This window comes from Streptococcus sanguinis SK49 (assembly GCF_000212815.1).
In the GTDB taxonomy this organism is placed as follows: domain Bacteria; phylum Bacillota; class Bacilli; order Lactobacillales; family Streptococcaceae; genus Streptococcus; species Streptococcus sanguinis_C.
The window spans coordinates 258,020-277,370 of the sequence record NZ_GL890986.1 but is presented as its reverse complement, the minus strand read 5'-3'; the positions used below and the strand labels follow the sequence as shown (position 1 = coordinate 277,370).

Below are 19,351 nucleotides of genomic sequence, written 5' to 3'. Positions count from 1 at the left end.
TGTAAATCAGCTAAGCAAAGGAAGGAAAAAGAAATGTCTGTCTTAGAAATTAAAGATCTTCATGTTGAAATTGAAGGGAAAAAAATTCTCAAAGGGGTGAATCTCACTCTGAAAACAGGAGAGGTTGCAGCCATCATGGGTCCAAATGGAACAGGGAAGTCCACCTTGTCTGCAGCCATCATGGGCAATCCTAACTACGAAGTGACTCAAGGAGAGGTGCTTTTTGATGGAGTCAATATCTTAGAGTTAGAAGTGGATGAGCGTGCTCGCATGGGACTCTTCCTGGCTATGCAGTACCCTAGTGAAATTCCTGGTATTACTAATGCAGAGTTTCTACGTGCAGCTATGAATGCTGGCAAAGAAGATGAGGAAAAAATCTCTGTCCGTGACTTTATCATGAAGCTGGATGAAAAGATGGAACTGCTCAACATGAAAGAAGAAATGGCTGAGCGTTACCTTAATGAAGGTTTCTCTGGTGGTGAAAAGAAGCGCAATGAAATCCTGCAGTTGCTCATGCTAGAGCCGACTTTTGCACTCTTGGATGAGATTGACTCAGGTCTCGATATCGATGCTCTTAAGGTCGTGTCCAAAGGAGTTAATGCTATGCGCGGTGAAGGCTTTGGTGCTATGATTATCACCCACTACCAACGCCTGCTCAACTATATCACTCCAGATGTGGTTCATGTCATGATGGATGGTAAAGTCGTTCTTTCTGGCGGTCCAGAATTGGCGGTTCGCTTGGAGAAAGAAGGCTATGCTAAATTGGCTGAAGAGTTGGGCTTCACCTATACTGAAGAAGCCTAGTCAAACATTCTTTTGACTTTGATAAAAGATAGGAGAATGACATGACTAAAGAATTGATTCAAGAATTTTCACAGCTACATGCAGAGCCAGACTGGCTCTTTCAACTGCGCCAGCAGGCCTTTGATAAAATTGACCAGTTAGAATTGCCGCGTATTGAGCGGGTTAAATTTCATCGCTGGAATCTGGGTGACGGCCGTATTTCAGAGAGCGAGCCGCTGACAAGTGTTCCAGACTTTACAGCTCTAGATGACAATCTCAAACTTGTTCAGTTGGGAACTCATACTGTTCTGGAGCAATTGCCAGCTGACTTGGCAGCGCAAGGTGTGGTTTTCACTGATTTCCACACTGCCTTAGAAGAGATTCCAGAGCTGGTAGAGAAGCATTTTATGTCCGCAGTTAAGTATGACGAGGACAAATTGGCAGCTTACCACACTGCCTATTTCAACAGCGGTTCCGTTCTTTATGTGCCGGACAATGTTGAGATTGATCAGCCAATTGAAGGAATTTTTTATCAGGACAGCGAAAGCGATGTTCCTTTTAACAAGCATATTTTGATTATCGCGGGCAAGCATTCCAAGGTTAACTACTTGGAACGCTTGGAAACTTACGGCGAGGGCTCTGTTCCAGTAACAGCCAATATCACTGTCGAAGTTATTGCTCAGGCTGGAGCTCAGATTAAGTTTTCAGCTATTGATCGCTTGGGCGAAAATGTAACGGCTTATATCAGTCGTCGTGGCAAGCTGGATAATGATGCCATGATTGATTGGGCTATCGGCGTTATGAACGAAGGCAATGTCGTGGCTGACTTTGATAGTGACCTCTATGGCAAGGGTAGCCATGCGGATATGAAGGTGGTGGCTCTCTCAAGCGGTAAGCAGGTTCAGGGGATTGATACCCGCGTAACTAATTATGGCTGCAACTCTATCGGAAATATCCTGCAGCACGGGGTTATCCTAGAAAAAGGAACCCTGACCTTCAATGGTATCGGTCATATTATCAAAGGTGCCAAGGGAGCAGATGCCCAGCAGGAAAGCCGGGTTCTCATGCTGTCTGATCAAGCGCGCTCAGATGCTAACCCCATCCTCTTGATTGATGAAAACGATGTGACAGCTGGTCACGCGGCTTCTATCGGTCAGGTTGATCCGGAGGATATGTATTACCTCATGAGTCGGGGTCTTGATAAGATGACGGCTGAACGCTTGGTCGTGCGTGGCTTCTTGGGCTCAGTGATTGTGGAAATCCCTGTTAAGGAAGTCCGTGATGAAATGATTGAAAATATCGATATTATTCTCGCAAAAAGATAAAAAGCTGGGCCTTGTCCCGTATTAGTTAGATAGGAGTCTTCATGTCTGGATTTAATGCAGAAGCAATCAAGCAAGATTTTCCCATTTTGGACCAAATTGTCAATGATGAGCCTTTGGTTTATTTGGACAATGCGGCGACAACCCAGAAACCCAAGCAGGTGCTGGCAGCGATTGAAAACTACTATCTTAGAGACAATGCCAACGTCCACCGCGGTGTGCATACGCTAGCCGAGCGGGCGACAGCAGCTTATGAAGCAGCCAGAGAAAGAGTTCGTGCTTTTATCAATGCAGCTTCTAGCAGAGAAGTCCTCTTTACGCGAGGAACCACGACGGGACTCAACTGGGTGGCTCAGTTTGCGGCTGAAAGGCTGCAGCCTGATGATGAAGTGATGATTTCTATCATGGAGCATCATTCCAATGTCATTCCTTGGCAGGAGGCTTGTAGAAAGACGGGAGCCAAGTTAGTCTATGTCTATCTCAAGGACGGTGCTCTAGATATGGAAGATTTCCGTGCCAAGCTCAACGAGCGGACCAAGTTTGTCTCTCTGGCTCATGCTTCTAACGTCCTCGGTGTCATCAATCCCATCAAGGAAATTGCCCAGCTGGTTCATCAGCAAGGGGCGCTTTTGGTGGTAGATGGTGCTCAATCCATTCCGCACATGAAGGTTAATGTGCAGGATTTGGATGCGGACTTCTTCGCCTTTTCGGGGCATAAGATGGCAGGCCCAACTGGTATCGGGGTTCTCTATGGCAAGGAAGAATTGCTAGAGCAGATCTCGCCAGTCGAGTTCGGCGGCGAAATGATTGATTTCGTCTATGAGCAGGAAGCGACCTGGAAGGAACTACCCTGGAAGTTTGAGGCCGGCACTCCGAATATGGCAGGAGCAATCGGTCTTGCGGCGGCCATTGATTATTTGGAAGACTTGGGTATGGATGCTATTGCTCAGCATGAGCAGGACCTGATTGCCTATGTATTTCCTAAGCTACAGGCAGTGGAAGGCTTGACCATTTATGGCTCTCAGGATTTGGCCCAGCGATCAGGTGTGATTGCCTTTAACCTGGATGGTCTCCATCCGCATGATGTCGCGACGGCTCTAGACTACGAAGGAGTAGCTGTTCGGGCGGGTCACCATTGTGCTCAGCCTCTGCTTAGCTATCTGCAGGTACCGGCGACTGTGCGAGCTAGCTTTTATATCTATAATACATATGCAGATTGTGACAAGCTGGTAGATGCTTTAGAAAAGACAAAGGAGTTTTTCAATGGCGCTTTCTAAGTTAGACAGTCTTTACAAGGCGGTTGTGACCGACCACTCTGCTCACCCCCATCATCATGGGAAACTGGAAGATGTGGAGCAGGTAGTTCTCAATAATCCGACATGTGGTGATGTTATCAGCTTGTCTGTGAAGTTTAATGCTGAAAATCAGATTGAAGATATTGCCTTTGTTAATTCCGGCTGTACCATCTCAACGGCTTCGGCCAGCATGATGACTGATGCGGTTCTAGGCAAGACAAAAGAGCAGGCCCTGGAATTAGCAGAAGTTTTCTCGCAGATGGTTCAGGGCCAAGAAGATAGTCGCCAGAAAGAATTGGGAGATGGAGCCTTTTTAGCAGGCGTTGCCAAATTCCCGCAGCGAATTAAGTGTGCGACCTTGGGTTGGAATGCCCTCAAGCGAGCAATTGAAGAAGATAAAAAGTAAGAATGTGAAAGGAAATTATGTCAGAAGAAAGAGTAGAACCAAAACCGATTGATCTCGGTGAATACAAGTTTGGTTTCCATGACGATGTTGAACCTGTTCTCTCGACAGGGAAAGGGCTGAATGAAGCGGTCATTCGTGAGCTTTCTGCAGCCAAGGATGAACCAGAGTGGATGCTGGATTTCCGCCTCAAATCCTACGAGGCTTTCAAGAAGATGCCGATGCAGACTTGGGGACCGGATTTGTCGGAAATTAATTTTGATGACTTGATTTATTACCAAAAGGCCTCTGATAAGCCTGCTAGAAGCTGGGATGAAGTGCCTGAGAAGATTAAGGAAACCTTTGAGAAGATTGGGATCCCAGAAGCGGAGAGAGCTTATCTCGCTGGTGCGGCGGCCCAGTATGAGTCCGAAGTGGTCTACCACAATATGAAGGAAGAGTTCCAAAAGCTAGGAATCGTCTTCACGGATACCGACTCAGCTCTAAAGGAATATCCAGAGCTCTTCAAGCAGTATTTTGCTAAGCTGGTTCCTCCGACAGATAACAAGCTAGCAGCTCTCAACTCCGCCGTCTGGTCAGGTGGTACCTTTATCTATGTGCCAAAAGGCGTCAAGGTAGATGTTCCTTTGCAGACTTATTTCCGGATTAACAATGAAAATTCTGGTCAGTTTGAGCGGACTTTGATTATCGTTGATGAGGGCGCTAGCGTCCATTATGTTGAAGGATGTACAGCTCCGACTTATTCCAGCAATAGCTTGCATGCTGCGATTGTTGAAATTTTTGCCCTTGATGGGGCCTATATGCGCTACACCACTATTCAAAACTGGTCCGATAATGTCTACAACCTCGTGACCAAGCGGGCGAGGGCCATGAAAGATGCGACGGTTGAGTGGATTGACGGGAACCTAGGTGCAAAAACAACCATGAAGTATCCGTCTGTCTATCTGGATGGGCCTGGAGCGCGTGGAACCATGCTTTCTATTGCCTTTGCCAATACCAATCAGCACCAAGATACAGGTGCTAAGATGATTCACAATGCTCCGCATACCAGCTCATCTATCGTGTCTAAGTCTATTGCTAAGGGCGGAGGTAAAGTGGATTACCGCGGTCAAGTGACCTTTGGAAAGAATTCACAGAAGTCCGTTAGCCATATTGAGTGTGATACGATTATCATGGATGATATTTCGGCATCAGATACCATTCCCTTTAATGAAATTCATAACTCTCAGGTGGCTCTGGAGCATGAAGCCAAGGTTTCTAAGATTTCAGAAGAACAACTCTACTATCTCATGAGCCGTGGCTTGTCCGAATCCGAAGCCACCGAAATGATTGTCATGGGCTTTGTTGAGCCTTTCACCAAAGAACTGCCTATGGAGTATGCTGTTGAGCTTAACCGCTTGATCAGTTATGAAATGGAAGGATCAGTTGGGTAAAGCTTCGTCTAAGCAAAATTTTGAATCACTGCTTGAAGACACGCATTGTGAGTTAATATTCAAAGATGTTTGCTAGCTCTAGTCCAACATTTAGAAAATATACAAAACAGCCGCGAATCATTTGATTCGCGGTTGTTCTTTATAATTTCTCGTTGACATAGCGGACGAAGTTATTCCACCAGACCTTGAAGAAAATACTTTTTTCCACCTCTTGGCCTGCCACCATTGTGACAGAAGGTGCTTTGTTTTCCAGATAGCCTTGGCCAATCGGTTCAGGGTCGGTATAGGTCAGGGTGCCAAGCTCAGTGTTTTTTTTTAGTGGAGCTTGGAAGCCTTTTTCGTTGGTAGAAAATTCCACCTTGTGCTCAGCCTGATTGGCGATGCGCTCAATGATGGTGAAATCCTTGCTGGCGACGGCTGGAACGGTCTTTTGCTTGCCGTCAATAACTGTTGACTTGCTTTTATTGTAGGCCTCCCCCTCAGCCACAATGGTCGTCTGGGTGAAGTTTTGCGAAACATAGTTCATCAAAGATGCTGTGGCTACAAAGCGTGCGTAGGGGTCGCCGTCAGTTTGCTCAACGTCCAGCACAACAGTAATCATGCGGATACCATTTTCAGTAGTCGTCGCAACAAAGGAAGAGCCCCCCTTATCTGAACTGCCGGCTTTGAGTCCGTCTACACCTGAGCGGAAGTTGGACTGGTTTTCCAGCATGAAGTTATAATTTTCCAGACTCGTCCCCGCGATTTTGGCTGTAGACTTGGACGTGATGTCTGTCACTTGAGGGAAGTCCATAATCAGATGCCGGCTGATAACAGCCAAGTCGTAGGCGCTGAATTTGTTTTCAGTGTCCTTGCTTTTTTTAGTTGTGCTAGCTGAGGCACTATACTCTGTTTCTTCAGTTGCGTATTCCAGAAGAAGAGTATTCAGCCCTGTGGAGTTTACAATAGTAGCATCTGTGATACCCCATTCTTTGAGCTTGGCTTTCATCATTTGGACGAAATTTTCTTCGCTGCCTCCAAGCTTCTCAGCCAAGGCAATCGTGGCACTGTTGGAGCTGGACATCAAGGAAGCGGCAATCAAGTCTTTGACTTTGTAACGTTTGGCTTCCAAAGGGACATTACTGATATTTGGATTAGCTGTCAAATTGTAGGCGTAGTCTGAAATATCAACATAAGTATCGGCAGTCAGGTCTCCTCTGTCAATGGCTTCATAGACCAGATAGACGGTCAAAAGATTGGTGATGGAGCCGACTTCAATTGGAGTATTAGCATCTTTTTCGTAGAGAATCTTTCCGGAAGTAGCGTCCACAGCCATTGCGCTCTTAGCGGCAATGTTGAAATCATCTGCTGCAACCTTGCTGGCGGTCATTCCGACCAAAACTAGTAAACATAGGAATAATCGTTTCATTTCTTTCCCCTAAAACAAGATATAACCATTGTATCATAAAATTCTCTTTTCTTTTATAAATCAAGGATAATAAAAGATTACAAAATAAATGTAAAGAAAAGTAGAGTAATCCCCTTAAAGAGATTTTTTATAAAAAATATCTCTCGAAAAAATCTCACAAAATAGAAAAATATTTGAAATAATACAGATATACAAGCTGAAAAATAGAAAATTATTATTTTTCTACATAAAGCATTTGTTTTTATAAAAAAATATTGTATAATAATACAATATAAATTGCGAAGGAGAATGCTCATGAAAAAATCTAAATGGTTGGCCATTACTGGACTGACAGTCGTGTCAACACTGATTCTAGCTGCTTGTGGAAGCTCTAGTGCCAGCAATACATATTCTTATGTTTATATTGCTGATCCTGATACCTTGGATTATGTAAACTCCAATCGGGCAACGACTTCTGATGTGGCTTCAAATCTGGTCGATGGTCTTTTGGAAAATGACAAGTATGGTAATCTGGTTCCATCTATTGCGGAAGACTGGACTGTTTCAAAGGATGGTCTGACCTATACCTATAAGCTTCGTAAAGATGCTAAATGGTATACATCAGACGGTGAAGAATACTCAGAGGTAAAAGCTCAAGACTTTGTCACTGGTTTGAAGCATGCAGCAGATGAAAAATCAGAAGCCCTTCCAATTGTCCAAAGCTCTATCAAAGGCTTGGATGCCTATGTCAAGGGTGAGTCAAATGACTTTTCAACGGTTGGCGTCAAGGCTGTCGATGACTATACGGTCGAGTACACTCTTAACCAGCCAGAAAGTTATTGGAATTCTAAGACGACTATGGGGATTCTCTTTCCGATTAACAAAGAATTCTTGGAATCAAAAGGAAAAGATTTTGGTACTGTAAAACCTTCCTCTATTCTTTATAATGGTCCTTATATTCTGAAGTCTTTTACCTCTAAGTCTGTCATTGAATATGCTAAAAACCAGAACTACTGGGATAAGGACAATGTCAAGGTTGAAAATATAAAACTGACTTATTTTGATGGCTCAGATCAGGAATCCTTGATCCGCAACTTCTCAGACGGAGCCTATTCTCAAGCACGGCTTTATCCGACAAGTTCTAACTACGCTTCTGTTGAAAAGCAGTACAAAGATAATATTATCTACACACCACAGAACTCAACCAGCTATTTCTTTAGCTTCAATCTGAATCGTAAGGCTTATAATCATTCGTCTAAGACCACAGATGCTCAGAAGGCATCGACTACAGCGGCTATTCAAAACAAAGACTTCCGTCAGGCAATCAACTTTGCCTTTGATCGGACATCTTTCGGAGCTCAGATGAATGGTAAAGATGGAGCGACTAAACTCATCCGTAGCTTGCTAGTTCCTCCTAGTTTCGTGCAGGTTGATGGCAAAGACTTTTCAGATGAAGTAGAGAGCAAACTTCCTACTTATGGCGATGAGTGGAGCGGTGTCAAGCTGACAGATGCCCAAGATACCATCTACAATGCTGACAAGGCCAAGGCAGAGTTTGCTAAGGCTAAGGAAGCCTTGCAAGCAGAAGGTGTTGAATTCCCTATCCATATTGATGTTCCTGTGGATCAGACTGACAAAGTCTTAGTACAGCGAACCAACTCTTTCAAACAGTCTGTTGAAGCAGCGCTTGGTCAAGAAAATGTCGTTATTGATGTTCAGCAAATGTCCACAGATGATTATGATAATTCGGCCTACTTTGCAGAAACAGCCGCTCAGAAGGACTACGATCTCAACATGTCTGGCTGGTCAGCAGACTACCAAGATCCATCTACCTATTTGAATATTTTCAACCCAGAAACTGGTGATATGCTGGATAATATAGGCTTAGAAAAAGGGAAAAATCAAGATATCGTTAATAAAGTCGGCTTGAACGAATACAAAGAGTTATTGGATGAGGCAGATAAGGAAAAACAAGATACCGACGCTCGTTATACCAAATACGCAGCAGCTCAGGCTTGGCTGACAGATAGCTCCATTGTTATTCCTAGTGTTTCTGCGGGTGGTTCACCAGTTGTTCAGAAGGTTGTTCCATTTACCAAGTCTTACTCTTATGTCGGAATCAAAGGGGATGTCTATGTCTTTAAGAACATGGAACTCCAAAATGATATTGTGACAGCCAAAGACTATGAAGCAGCTCTTAAGAAATGGGAAAAAGAAAAAGAAGCATCCAATAAAAAAGCCCAAGAAGAGCTAGAAAAACATATCAAATAAGATTTTGAACAGCAAAAGTTTGACTTTTTGTGGATGTCCTGAATTAAGTTATTTAGTTGAGAGAACATTTTTGTTCTCTCTTTTTATATCGCCCTCTATTACATTGAAGCGTTTACATCCTGTCGCAGAAGTGCTATAATGAAAGTAATCTTAATGAAAACTGGAGGAAGTTTATGAAAACATCTAAGTTAGCTGCAGCTGCTGGGCTTGTCATTCTCTCTGCAGGAATTTTGGTTGCCTGTTCGTTTGGTGGCTCCAATTCATCTGGGAAAAACTATAGCTATGTTTATACCGCAGATCCAGATACGCTGGATTACACTGTGTCTAATAAGCGGGCAACCAATGAGATTATGGCTAATGTAGTGGATGGTTTGCTGGAAAGCGATAAGTATGGTAACTTAGTGCCTTCTCTAGCAGAAGATTGGACCGTTTCAAAAGATGGTCTGACCTATACTTATAAGCTTCGTGAGGGAGTGAAATGGTATACTTCTGATGGTGAAGAGTATGCAGATGTGACTGCTAAGGACTTTGTGACCAGTCTGAAGCATGCCGCAGACAGCAAGTCTGATGGTCTCTATATCGTTCAAAAATCCATTAAAGGCTTGGACGACTATGTCAATGGTAAAATAACTGACTTCTCCCAAGTTGGTGTTAAGGCGGTGGATGATTCTACTGTTCAGTATACTTTGAATCAGCCAGAAAGTTTCTGGAATTCTAAGACAACCATGGGGATTCTTTTCCCAATCAATGAAGAATTTCTGAAATCAAAGGGTGACAAATTTGCTCAGGGGACAGATCCAACCAGTGTTCTCTATAACGGTCCGTTTATCTTGAAATCTATCACCTCGAAATCTCAAATTAGCTTAGAGAAGAATCCTAACTATTGGGATAAGGAAAAGGTGAAAATTGATACTGTAAAATTCTCTTACTATGATGGTCAAGATACAGAATCTCTGGTGCGTGGCTTTTCTGATGGCAACTACACCATTGCTCGTCTTTTCCCAAACAGCTCAAACTTTGCCAGTGTGAAGAAACAGTATGGCGACAATATCGTCTACACGCCTCAAGGCTCAGGAACCTTCTTTGTTACAACTAATATTGATCGTCAGTCTTACGAGCATACTTCTAAGACAACGGATGCACAGAAATCTTCCACTAAGAAAGCACTGCTCAATAAAGATTTTCGTCAGGCTTTGCTTTTTGCCTTTGACCGGACTGCCTATTCTGCCCAAACCAATGGCGAAGAAGCAGCAGACAAGCAGCTTCGTAATACCTTTGTTCCGCCAACTTTTGTTCAAGCTAATGGTAAAGAGTTCGGCAGCATTGTAGAAGAAAATCTGGCTAGCTACGGTGATGAGTGGAAGGGAGTTAAATTAGACGACGCTCAGGATGGTCTTTATAACCCAGAAAAAGCTAAGGCTGAATTTGCCAAAGCTAAAGAAGCGCTGCAGGCAGAAGGAGTGGAATTCCCTATTCATCTGGATATTCCGGTCAGCTCAGCAGATACCAATGGCGTTAAGAGTGTTCAGTCACTGAAGCAGTCTATCGAAGCTAATCTTGGCTCTGACAATGTGGTGATTGATATTCAGCAGATGACAGATGATGAGTTGAATAACATCACCTACTTTGCGACCTCGGCATCTCAAGAAGACTGGGATTTGAATAATAATCTTGGCTGGAGTCCAGATTATAACGATCCATCTTCTTATCTGGAAATCACTGGCTCTAAGACTGGTGAGAATGTTGACAGCTACTTTGGTTTTGACCCTGGAACAGATAATGCAGCAGCTAAAGAGGCCGGCTTTGAAGAGTATGACAAGCTCTTGGAAGACGCAGCTGCGGAAAACGAGGATATTAACAAACGTTACGAAAAATATGCTGCAGCTCAGGCTTGGCTGACAGACAGTGCTCTGTTGATGCCAGCTTGGTCATCTGGTGCAACACCAAGTGTCCGTAAGGTTGTTCCATTCTCAGGACCATTTGCTTGGACTGGAAACAAGGGTGAATATAGCTTTAAATATGTTGAAATCCAAGATAAAGCAATAACGACTAAAGAATATGAAAAAGCGCGTGAAAAATGGGCTAAAGAAAAGGAAGAATCTAATAAAAAAGCTCAAGCAGAACTCGCAGAACATATCAAATAAAGCAAGAAAATCCCATTGTAGCAACAGTGGGATTTTTGATGATTTTAGAGGCGGAATAGGCGAGACTAAGGTTGTCTAATCCTAGATGACAGACATGCGGGAAACCTGATTACATAAACATATGAGGGTGTTAGTGAGCTAACTTAATATTCTGAAAATTTATTTTACTTTTAGTACTATCTATGCTATAATCTTAATTAAATCTAAAAATCTAAAAGATGGAGAAACCCATATGAAACAAAGCAAAGTCCTTGCGTTAGCAGGAGTTACTCTTCTTGCGGCTGGCTTTCTTGCAGCTTGCTCAGGCTCTAAGCCAAACACAAAGTCAGGCAGCTCAGACTCTTCTAACACCTTTAATTATATCTACGAGACAGATCCTGAAAACTTGAACTATCTCACTTCAAGCAAGGCTGCTACAACAGACTTGACTGCCAATGTCATTGACGGTCTTTTAGAAAACGACCAATATGGAAACTTAGTTCCTTCAATGGCAGAAAAATGGACTGTATCACCAGATGGGAAAACCTATACTTATAAGCTTCGCAAAGACGCTAAGTGGTATACTTCCGAAGGTGAAGAGTACGCAGATGTTACAGCAGAAGACTTTGTTACAGGTCTTAAGTATGCGGCAGACAATAAATCTGAAACAATCTACTTGGTTCAGGATTCTGTCAAAGGGCTTAAGGACTATATTTCTGGGAAGATTGATTTCTCAGAAGTAGGGATCAAAGCAGTCGATGATCATACCGTTGAGTATACTCTTAATGAGCCAGAAAGTTTCTGGAATTCTAAGACTACAATGGGAATTCTCTACCCAGTAAACAAAGACTTTTTGAAAAACCAAGGAGATAAGTTCGCTCAAGCAACTGATCCAACAAGCTTGCTTTACAACGGACCTTTCTTGCTCAAATCATTGACTTCAAAATCGGAAATCCAATTTGAGAAGAATCCTAATTATTGGGACAAAGAAAATGTTCATGTAGATGCAGTGAAACTCTCTTTCTATGATGGACAAGATCAAGGGAAACTAGCTGATCAGTTCAGCCAAGGCGCATTGACAACAGCCAGACTTTTCCCAACTAGTGCGACTTATGAAAAGGTTGAAAAAGACTTTAAAGATAATATCGTCTATACACCTCAAGATGCCTCAACTTTCTTAGTAGGTACTAACATTGATCGCCAGTCTTATAATCATACGGCTAAGACATCAGAAGCTCAAAAGACTTCAACTAAGAAAGCCTTGCTTAACAAAGACTTCCGTCAGGCTTTGACCTTTGCTTTCAATCGTGAGTCCTATGCATCTCAGATTAATGGTAAGGACGGGGCAGACAAACTTCTTCGTAACCTTTACATCCCACCTACATTTGTGCAGGCTGGTGACAAGTCCTTCGGTGACTTAGTTAAGGAAAAAGTAGTAACTTATGGTGACGAATGGAAAGATGTTGACTTCTCAGATGGTCAAGATGGTCTCTATAACGAGAACAAAGCAAAGGCTGAATTTGCTAAAGCAAAAGAAGCTTTGAAAGCCGATGGCGTAGAATTTCCAATCCATCTGGACATTCCGGTTGATCAAACAGCTACTTCTAAAGTACAACGTGTTCAATCCCTCAAGCAGTCTATTGAAAAGACTTTGGGAACAGATAATGTTGTGATTGATGTTCACCAATTGTCTAAGGATGAAGTGACTAACATTACCTTGTTTGCTCCTTCTGCTGCTGAAGAAGACTGGGATATTTCAGACAATGTCGGCTGGACTCCGGACTATCAAGATCCATCTACTTATCTTGATATCATCAAACCTGGTGGTGAAAATACCAAGACCTTCTTAGGATTTGATGGCACAGATAATGCCGCAGCGAAACAAGTTGGTTTGGATGAATATACCAAGCTGGTTGACGAAGCTGGTGCAGAAAAGCAAGATTTGAACAAGCGTTATGAAAAATATGCGGCTGCTCAGGCTTGGCTGACTGATAGTGCTTTGTTGATTCCGGTAACTTCTAGAACAGGTCGTCCAACCTTGACTAAGGTAGTACCTTTCTCAGCACCGTTTGCTTGGTCTGGTGCTAAGGCGCGTGAAGCAGCAAGTTATAAGTATATGAAATTGCAGGATGAGCCTGTAACGACAAAAGATTATAATAGTGCTCAGGAAAAATGGAATAAAGAACGTGCGGAATCTAATAAAAAAGCTCAAGAAGAATTAGCAGACCACGTGAAATAAGCTTGCTAAGAGAACTTTCTCTAATAGAGGAGAAAGTTCTTTTGGAATTTAAAGGAAACGATAAATGAAAAAATATATTTTTATGCGTATCTTACGCTCAATTGTGTCGATTTTCTTGGTGACGACCCTGACTTATGCCATTATCTATACTATGGTGCCAAGAAGGTTGATTTTCAAGCAGGATCCCAACTATAATAAAATAGCGACGAATAAAGATAAAAAGACTAACTACGAAAACACCATCTTTGAGCGGATGGGTTACATTGACTATTATGATACCAAGGAACTGCAGGAGAAGGCCAGCAAGGAAGATTCTTCTGTTACCACAGAAGCTACTGAAGCAAACGAGAAGATTTATCAGAAGTATGTTGATAAACTTGGTAATGGTTGGAAATTGAAGAAATTCCCACTGAGCGGAGAATTCTACGCTGTGCGTGAAGTACCTGTGTATGAACGTGTCTTCGAGTTCTATGCTAATTTGATTCAAATTGACCATCCAAATGTTATCCAAGATGAGGAAAATCCAAACCTAGAGCGTTATATCCGGTTTGAAAATGATCCTTCTGTCGGCTGGTCTCTTGTAGGTTCAGGTACCAAGCATAAGTATTTGCTTTACTTTAATGGTCAGTTCCCATTTGTTCATCAGAACTTTATTACCTTTAATTTAGGGAATTCTTATCCAACCTATGCTAATATCCCTGTACTGCAGGTTATTACACAAGGGCAAGGACAAACTAAGTCTTCTGAAGTTCAATTCCCAACAGGCAAAAAGACATCGTCTGTTAACATTTACTCTCGTACCTATAAGACGCCAAGCAAAGCCGATTCACAGGACATTGCTAAGTTTGGTAAGGGAGATGCCTATACAGCGACTCAAAGCAACTATCAAAATCCGTCCATGATTACCAGCTCAGCCATTATTGGTTTAATTGGTGTGGCTCTGTCTTATCTGATTGCTATTCCACTCGGATCCTACATGGCTCGACTCAAGAATACATGGTTTGATAGCATTTCTACAGCGGGTTTGACCTTTATGATGTCACTGCCAACCATCGCCTTGGTCTACATCGTTCGTTTGGCGGGGTCTGCTGTTGGTCTTCCAGACTCCTTCCCAATCTTGGGAGCGGGAGATTGGCGTTCTTATGTCCTTCCAGCTGTTATTCTAGGGCTTTTGAGTGCTCCTTGGACAGCTGTTTGGATTCGCCGGTATATGATTGACTTGCAGTCTCAGGACTTTGTCCGCTTTGCGCGTGCTAAGGGACTCTCTGAAAAAGAAATTTCTAACAAGCACATCTTTAAAAACGCTATGGTGCCGCTGGTATCTAGTATCCCAGCTTCTATCGTTGGTGTTATTGCAGGTGCGACTCTGACAGAAACTGTCTTTGCTTTCCCTGGTATGGGTAAGATGCTGATTGATTCTGTTAAGGCATCCAATAACTCTATGGTTGTTGGTCTTGTATTCATCTTCACATGTCTGTCTATCTTTGCTCTCTTGCTGGGTGACATTCTGATGACCGTACTGGACCCACGTATTAAGTTAACATCAAAAGGAGGTAAATAATGGCTACAATTGATAAAAGCAAATTCCAATTTGTCAAACGTGACGATTTTGCCTCTGAAACGATTGATGCTCCAGCCTATTCTTACTGGAAATCAGTCATGCGTCAATTTCTGAAAAAGAAATCAACTATTACCATGCTGGGGATTCTGATTGCCATTATTCTCATGAGCTTCATTTATCCTATGTTTTCAAACTTCGACTTTAATGACGTGAGCAAGGTAAACGACTTTAGCATGCGTTACATCAAGCCGAGTGGTCAGTACTGGTTTGGAACGGATAGTAATGGTAAGTCTCTCTTTGATGGTGTTTGGTTTGGTGCTCGTAACTCTATTCTTATTTCGATTATTGCGACGGTTATTAATCTGGCTATCGGAGTTATCATTGGCGGCATCTGGGGAATTTCCAAAACAGTTGACCGTGTCATGATGGAAATCTACAATATCATTTCAAATATCCCAGCCCTCTTGATTGTCATTGTCTTGACCTACTCTATCGGTGCTGGTTTCTGGAATCTTATTTTTGCCATGACGATTACTGGTTGGGTTGGTATTGCTTACACTATCCGTGTGCAGATTATGCGCTATCGAGATTTGGAATACAACCTTGCCTCTCGTACTCTTGGTACACCGACCCTCAAGATTGTTACGAAGAACATTATGCCTCAGTTGGTATCTGTTATTGTGACCACCACTTCACAGATGTTGCCAAGCTTCATCTCTTACGAAGCCTTTCTGTCCTTCTTTGGATTAGGGCTTCCTGTAACAGTGCCAAGTTTGGGACGCTTGATTTCAGATTATTCACAAAACGTGACGACGAATGCCTACCTCTTTTGGATTCCACTTACAACTCTGATTTTGGTATCCCTTACCTTCTTCGTAGTTGGTCAAAACTTAGCTGACGCCAGCGATCCACGTACACATAGATAGGAGTAAATATGACAAAGAATGAAAATGTAATATTGACTGCTCGCGATATTGTCGTGGAATTTGATGTTCGCGACCGAGTTTTAACAGCCATTCGCGGAGTCTCTCTGGACTTGATTGAAGGTGAAGTACTGGCTATTGTTGGTGAATCTGGTTCAGGTAAGTCTGTATTGACCAAGACCTTTACTGGAATGCTAGAAGAAAATGGCCGTGTAGCTCAAGGAACCATTGACTACCGTGGCAAAGATTTGACAACTCTTCGTAGTAATAAGGATTGGGAGCCGATTCGCGGTGCAAAAATTGCGACTATCTTCCAAGATCCGATGACGAGCTTGGATCCCATTAATACGATTGGAAGCCAGATTACAGAAGTCATTATCAAGCACCAAGGAAAATCAGCTAAAGAAGCTAAGAAAATGGCCATCGATTATATGAGTAAGGTCGGAATTCCAGATGCGGAAAAACGTTTCGAAGAATATCCTTTCCAATATTCAGGTGGTATGCGTCAGCGGATTGTTATTGCTATTGCCTTGGCTTGCCGTCCTGATATTCTTATCTGTGATGAGCCGACAACAGCCCTTGATGTAACGATTCAAGCGCAGATTATTGATTTGCTCAAATCCTTGCAGCAAGAATATCATTTCACAACCATCTTTATTACGCACGACCTTGGTGTTGTGGCTAGTATTGCAGATAAGGTTGCGGTTATGTATGCCGGTGAAATTGTAGAATACGGTACAGTTGAAGAAATCTTCTACGAGCCAAAACATCCTTATACATGGAGTTTGCTATCCAGCTTGCCTCAGTTGGCAGATGCGAATGGTGCGCTTTACTCGATTCCTGGAACTCCGCCGTCACTTTATTCACCAATCAAAGGGGATGCCTTTGCTTTGCGTTCTGACTATGCCATGTCTATTGACTTTGAAGAAGAAGCACCGGCTTTCAAGGTCTCAGATACTCATTGGGCAAAGACTTGGCTCCTGCACGAAGATGCGCCTAAGGTTGATAAACCAGAGATTATCGAAAACCTACATGAAAAAATTCGTTCAAAAATGGGCTTCAATCAATTAGAAGCTTAGGAGGAAGGAAATGACTGAAAAATTAGTTGAAATTAAAGATTTAGAAATTTCCTTCGGTGAAGGAAGTAAGAAATTTGTAGCAGTTAAAAATGCAAATTTCTTCATCAACAAGGGAGAAACTTTCTCTCTTGTAGGAGAATCAGGCTCTGGTAAGACTACTATTGGTCGAGCTATTATCGGTCTTAATGATACCAGTGCAGGAGATATCTTCTATGAAGGCAAAAAGATTAATGGTAAAAAGTCAAAAGCAGAAGAAGCGGACTTGATTCGCAAGATTCAGATGATTTTCCAAGACCCAGCTGCCAGTCTGAATGAACGTGCAACGGTTGACTATATCATATCTGAGGGTCTCTATAATTACCATTTGTTTGATAGTGAAGAAGACCGTCAAAGAAAAGTCAAAGATATCATCAATGAAGTTGGCTTGTTGGCTGAGCATTTAACTCGCTATCCTCACGAATTCTCTGGTGGACAGCGTCAACGGATCGGGATTGCTCGTGCTTTGGTCATGCAACCAGACTTCGTAATTGCAGATGAGCCGATTTCTGCCTTGGACGTATCTGTTCGGGCTCAGGTTTTGAATCTTTTGAAAAAATTTCAAAAAGAGCTTGGCTTGACCTACCTGTTTATTGCCCATGACCTTTCGGTAGTTCGTTTTATTTCTGATCGTATCGCCGTGATTTACAAAGGTGTCATTGTAGAAGTGGCAGAGACAGAGGAATTGTTCAACCATCCTGTCCATCCTTATACACAATCCCTGCTCTCAGCTGTTCCAATTCCAGACCCAATCTTGGAGCGTAAAAAAGTGTTGAAGGTCTATGATCCTGAACAGCACGATTATTCAGTTGATAAACCAGAAATGGCAGAGATTCGTCCAGGACACTATGTCTGGGCTAATAAAGCTGAACTCGAAAAGTATAAGAAAGCAAAACAATAAGAAAGAAAAGCCTCTTTAGGCTTTTCTTTTTTATTGATTAAGGTTAAATATACTTGTATTATTCGAATGGGATCATTGAGATTTTTCTTCGAAAAATGCACTGTAAAGTGCACGAATGGCAGCTTTTTCTTGATTTTTTTCAACAACAAACATGATGGATACTTCGCTTGAGCCTTGGGATATCATTTGAATGTTGATGTTATTTTCTGAAAGAGCTTTGGTTGCAGTGGCTGTTACACCAATATGACTTTTCATTTTTTCGCCAACAATCATGATAATGGAAAGGTCGTGTTCAATTTCTGCATGATCAACCTCTGCTTTTTGGATAAGCTGGCGAAGGATTTCTTCCTCTTTGATAGGAGTTAATTCGCGCTCGCGCAAGATAATGGAAAGGTCATCAATTCCTGTAGGCATGTGCTCCCAACCAATATTCAGGTCTTCGAGAATTTGAAGGACGCGTCTACCAAAGCCAATTTCTCTGTTCATCAGGTACTTAGACATGTTAATGCTGACAAAGCCTGCATCTCCAGCAATTCCAACGACTGGTAGATGGTCCTTGCTGTGTTTATGGACAATTTGAGTACCTGGATGTTCTGGATTGTTGGTATTTTTAATAACCAGCGGGATTTTGCCGCGGTAAGCTGGAAGCAGAGCTTCATCATGGAGAACTGTAAAGCCAGCGTAGGCCAATTCACGCATTTCCCGATAGGTTAGCTCAGGAATGGAATGTGGTTTGTGGACAATGCCGGGATGGGCAGCAAAGATGCCATCAACATCAGTAAAGTTTTCATAAATGTCTGCTTTGACACCCGCAGCAATGATAGAGCCCGTAATATCAGACCCCCCGCGAGAGAAAGTACAGATTTGGCCATCTTGAGTTACACCAAAGAAACCAGGAATAACTAGAACTTCATCAGAATTGTTGAGCTCTTCAATCTTATCATAGCTGAAAGGAAGAATTCTTGCATTGCCAGGTTCACTGGAAACGACGAGTCCCGCTTCTCTTGGATGTACGTAGCTAGCTGGAACGCCATTTTGACTGAAATAAGCTGCAATTAATTTGGCGTTGTTGTTTTCTCCTGCTGCAAGAAAAGTATCATAAAGAAATGCATTATCTTCAATTGGTAAAGTTGCAAGGCTTGTGATGCTTTTGGAAATTTTCTCCAGAACTTTTGGTTTCAAACCTAGTTCTGCCACCATATCTGCATAGCGATTGATAATCCACTGTTGATTTGGTGTGACATCATTTCCTGCTATGTACTCTCGGTAGTATTTAATCAGAGCATCGGTTACTTTGATATCGTTATCGTGGCGTTTTCCTGGCGCTGATACTACAACAAATCGACGTTCAGGATCAGATTTGACAATATTCAAAACTTTTTCTAATTGAGTCGCAGAAGCCAGTGAACTTCCGCCAAATTTTACAACTTTCATAGATTCTCCTATCTTATTTTAAAAATTATAACAAAATTCTGAAAATTATTCAAACACTGTTTTTATACTATTTTTATCCATAATATTGCTTTTACACTTTAAATTTGAAGACCATCTAATTTTTCCCATTTTTTATTTCCTTTCTTTTATATTTTATGATA

Annotated in this window: 14 protein-coding genes; 12 read left to right on the top strand and 2 right to left on the bottom strand. The window is 42.3% G+C overall.

The features are described from left to right. The first annotated feature begins 33 nt into the window (after positions 1-33). Genes sufC through sufB form a run of 5 tightly spaced genes read left to right on the top strand, consistent with a single transcriptional unit; the run spans position 34 to position 5,236 of the window. Positions 34-804 (top strand): Fe-S cluster assembly ATPase SufC, encoded by a 771-nt coding sequence (gene sufC, locus HMPREF9380_RS01980; RefSeq protein WP_002893635.1) that lies wholly within the window; start codon positions 34-36, stop codon positions 802-804. A gap of 41 nt (positions 805-845) precedes the next feature. Then, positions 846-2,108 carry a Fe-S cluster assembly protein SufD gene (sufD, locus tag HMPREF9380_RS01985; protein ID WP_004193306.1) on the top strand — a complete coding sequence of 421 codons (1,263 nt, stop codon included), beginning with the start codon at positions 846-848 and terminating at the stop codon, positions 2,106-2,108. Between the two features lie 41 nt (positions 2,109-2,149). Beyond that, positions 2,150-3,382 carry a cysteine desulfurase gene (locus HMPREF9380_RS01990; RefSeq protein ID WP_004193304.1) on the top strand — a complete coding sequence of 411 codons (1,233 nt, stop codon included), beginning with the start codon at positions 2,150-2,152 and terminating at the stop codon, positions 3,380-3,382. Beyond that, positions 3,369-3,806 carry a Fe-S cluster assembly sulfur transfer protein SufU gene (sufU, locus tag HMPREF9380_RS01995; protein WP_002902442.1) on the top strand — a complete coding sequence of 146 codons (438 nt, stop codon included), beginning with the start codon at positions 3,369-3,371 and terminating at the stop codon, positions 3,804-3,806. The genes HMPREF9380_RS01990 and sufU overlap by 14 nt, the downstream gene beginning before the upstream one ends. A 17-nt stretch (positions 3,807-3,823) precedes the next feature. After that, a complete protein-coding gene (sufB, locus tag HMPREF9380_RS02000) occupies positions 3,824-5,236 on the top strand; it encodes a Fe-S cluster assembly protein SufB (RefSeq protein ID WP_002893631.1) in 1,413 nt (470 codons plus the stop codon). Between the two features lie 139 nt (positions 5,237-5,375). Here sufB and pbp3 read toward each other — a convergent pair whose 3' ends face one another. Next, positions 5,376-6,644, bottom strand: coding sequence for a D-alanyl-D-alanine carboxypeptidase PBP3 (pbp3, locus tag HMPREF9380_RS02005; protein WP_032907693.1), 1,269 nt, complete (start codon positions 6,642-6,644; stop codon positions 5,376-5,378). Between the two features lie 294 nt (positions 6,645-6,938). On the opposite strand from pbp3, the gene HMPREF9380_RS02010 reads away from it, so the two are divergent. The 7 genes from HMPREF9380_RS02010 to HMPREF9380_RS02040 all read left to right on the top strand — a co-directional run bounded on the left by HMPREF9380_RS02010 (position 6,939) and on the right by HMPREF9380_RS02040 (position 17,756). Beyond that, positions 6,939-8,894 (top strand): peptide ABC transporter substrate-binding protein, encoded by a 1,956-nt coding sequence (locus HMPREF9380_RS02010; RefSeq protein WP_032907692.1) that lies wholly within the window; start codon positions 6,939-6,941, stop codon positions 8,892-8,894. 173 nt (positions 8,895-9,067) lie between these two features. Then, on the top strand, positions 9,068-11,038 hold the full coding sequence (locus tag HMPREF9380_RS02015) for a peptide ABC transporter substrate-binding protein (protein WP_004193296.1): 1,971 nt from the start codon (positions 9,068-9,070) through the stop codon (positions 11,036-11,038). 232 nt (positions 11,039-11,270) lie between these two features. Next, positions 11,271-13,256 (top strand): peptide ABC transporter substrate-binding protein, encoded by a 1,986-nt coding sequence (locus HMPREF9380_RS02020; RefSeq protein WP_004193295.1) that lies wholly within the window; start codon positions 11,271-11,273, stop codon positions 13,254-13,256. Between the two features lie 64 nt (positions 13,257-13,320). Then, complete coding sequence (locus tag HMPREF9380_RS02025) at positions 13,321-14,817, top strand: ABC transporter permease (RefSeq protein WP_004193293.1); 1,497 nt, start codon at positions 13,321-13,323, stop codon at positions 14,815-14,817. Then, positions 14,817-15,743 (top strand): oligopeptide ABC transporter permease OppC, encoded by a 927-nt coding sequence (gene oppC, locus HMPREF9380_RS02030; RefSeq protein ID WP_002908085.1) that lies wholly within the window; start codon positions 14,817-14,819, stop codon positions 15,741-15,743. Before HMPREF9380_RS02025 ends, oppC begins: the two co-directional genes overlap by 1 nt. Before the next feature lie 8 nt (positions 15,744-15,751). Continuing rightward, positions 15,752-16,819, top strand: a complete 1,068-nt coding sequence (locus tag HMPREF9380_RS02035; RefSeq protein WP_002902455.1) for an ABC transporter ATP-binding protein — start codon at positions 15,752-15,754, stop codon at positions 16,817-16,819. A gap of 10 nt (positions 16,820-16,829) precedes the next feature. Beyond that, positions 16,830-17,756: an ATP-binding cassette domain-containing protein gene (locus HMPREF9380_RS02040; RefSeq protein WP_004193290.1), complete on the top strand. Its 927-nt coding sequence runs from the start codon at positions 16,830-16,832 to the stop codon at positions 17,754-17,756. 72 nt (positions 17,757-17,828) lie between these two features. Here HMPREF9380_RS02040 and HMPREF9380_RS02045 read toward each other — a convergent pair whose 3' ends face one another. Then, a complete protein-coding gene (locus HMPREF9380_RS02045) occupies positions 17,829-19,190 on the bottom strand; it encodes an aspartate kinase (protein WP_004193289.1) in 1,362 nt (453 codons plus the stop codon). Between the last annotated feature and the right edge of the window lie 161 nt (positions 19,191-19,351).

Excerpts from the sequence above, each read along its gene's own strand:
- sufC (WP_002893635.1), top strand. The coding sequence starts at position 34 with ATGTCTGTCTTAGAAATTAAAGATCTTCATGTTGAAATTGAAGGGAAA.
- sufD (WP_004193306.1), top strand. The coding sequence starts at position 846 with ATGACTAAAGAATTGATTCAAGAATTTTCACAGCTACATGCAGAGCCA.
- HMPREF9380_RS01990 (WP_004193304.1), top strand. The coding sequence starts at position 2,150 with ATGTCTGGATTTAATGCAGAAGCAATCAAGCAAGATTTTCCCATTTTG.
- sufU (WP_002902442.1), top strand. The coding sequence starts at position 3,369 with ATGGCGCTTTCTAAGTTAGACAGTCTTTACAAGGCGGTTGTGACCGAC.
- sufB (WP_002893631.1), top strand. The coding sequence starts at position 3,824 with ATGTCAGAAGAAAGAGTAGAACCAAAACCGATTGATCTCGGTGAATAC.
- pbp3 (WP_032907693.1), bottom strand. The coding sequence starts at position 6,644 with ATGAAACGATTATTCCTATGTTTACTAGTTTTGGTCGGAATGACCGCC.
- HMPREF9380_RS02010 (WP_032907692.1), top strand. The coding sequence starts at position 6,939 with ATGAAAAAATCTAAATGGTTGGCCATTACTGGACTGACAGTCGTGTCA.
- HMPREF9380_RS02015 (WP_004193296.1), top strand. The coding sequence starts at position 9,068 with ATGAAAACATCTAAGTTAGCTGCAGCTGCTGGGCTTGTCATTCTCTCT.
- HMPREF9380_RS02020 (WP_004193295.1), top strand. The coding sequence starts at position 11,271 with ATGAAACAAAGCAAAGTCCTTGCGTTAGCAGGAGTTACTCTTCTTGCG.
- HMPREF9380_RS02025 (WP_004193293.1), top strand. The coding sequence starts at position 13,321 with ATGAAAAAATATATTTTTATGCGTATCTTACGCTCAATTGTGTCGATT.
- oppC (WP_002908085.1), top strand. The coding sequence starts at position 14,817 with ATGGCTACAATTGATAAAAGCAAATTCCAATTTGTCAAACGTGACGAT.
- HMPREF9380_RS02035 (WP_002902455.1), top strand. The coding sequence starts at position 15,752 with ATGACAAAGAATGAAAATGTAATATTGACTGCTCGCGATATTGTCGTG.
- HMPREF9380_RS02040 (WP_004193290.1), top strand. The coding sequence starts at position 16,830 with ATGACTGAAAAATTAGTTGAAATTAAAGATTTAGAAATTTCCTTCGGT.
- HMPREF9380_RS02045 (WP_004193289.1), bottom strand. The coding sequence starts at position 19,190 with ATGAAAGTTGTAAAATTTGGCGGAAGTTCACTGGCTTCTGCGACTCAA.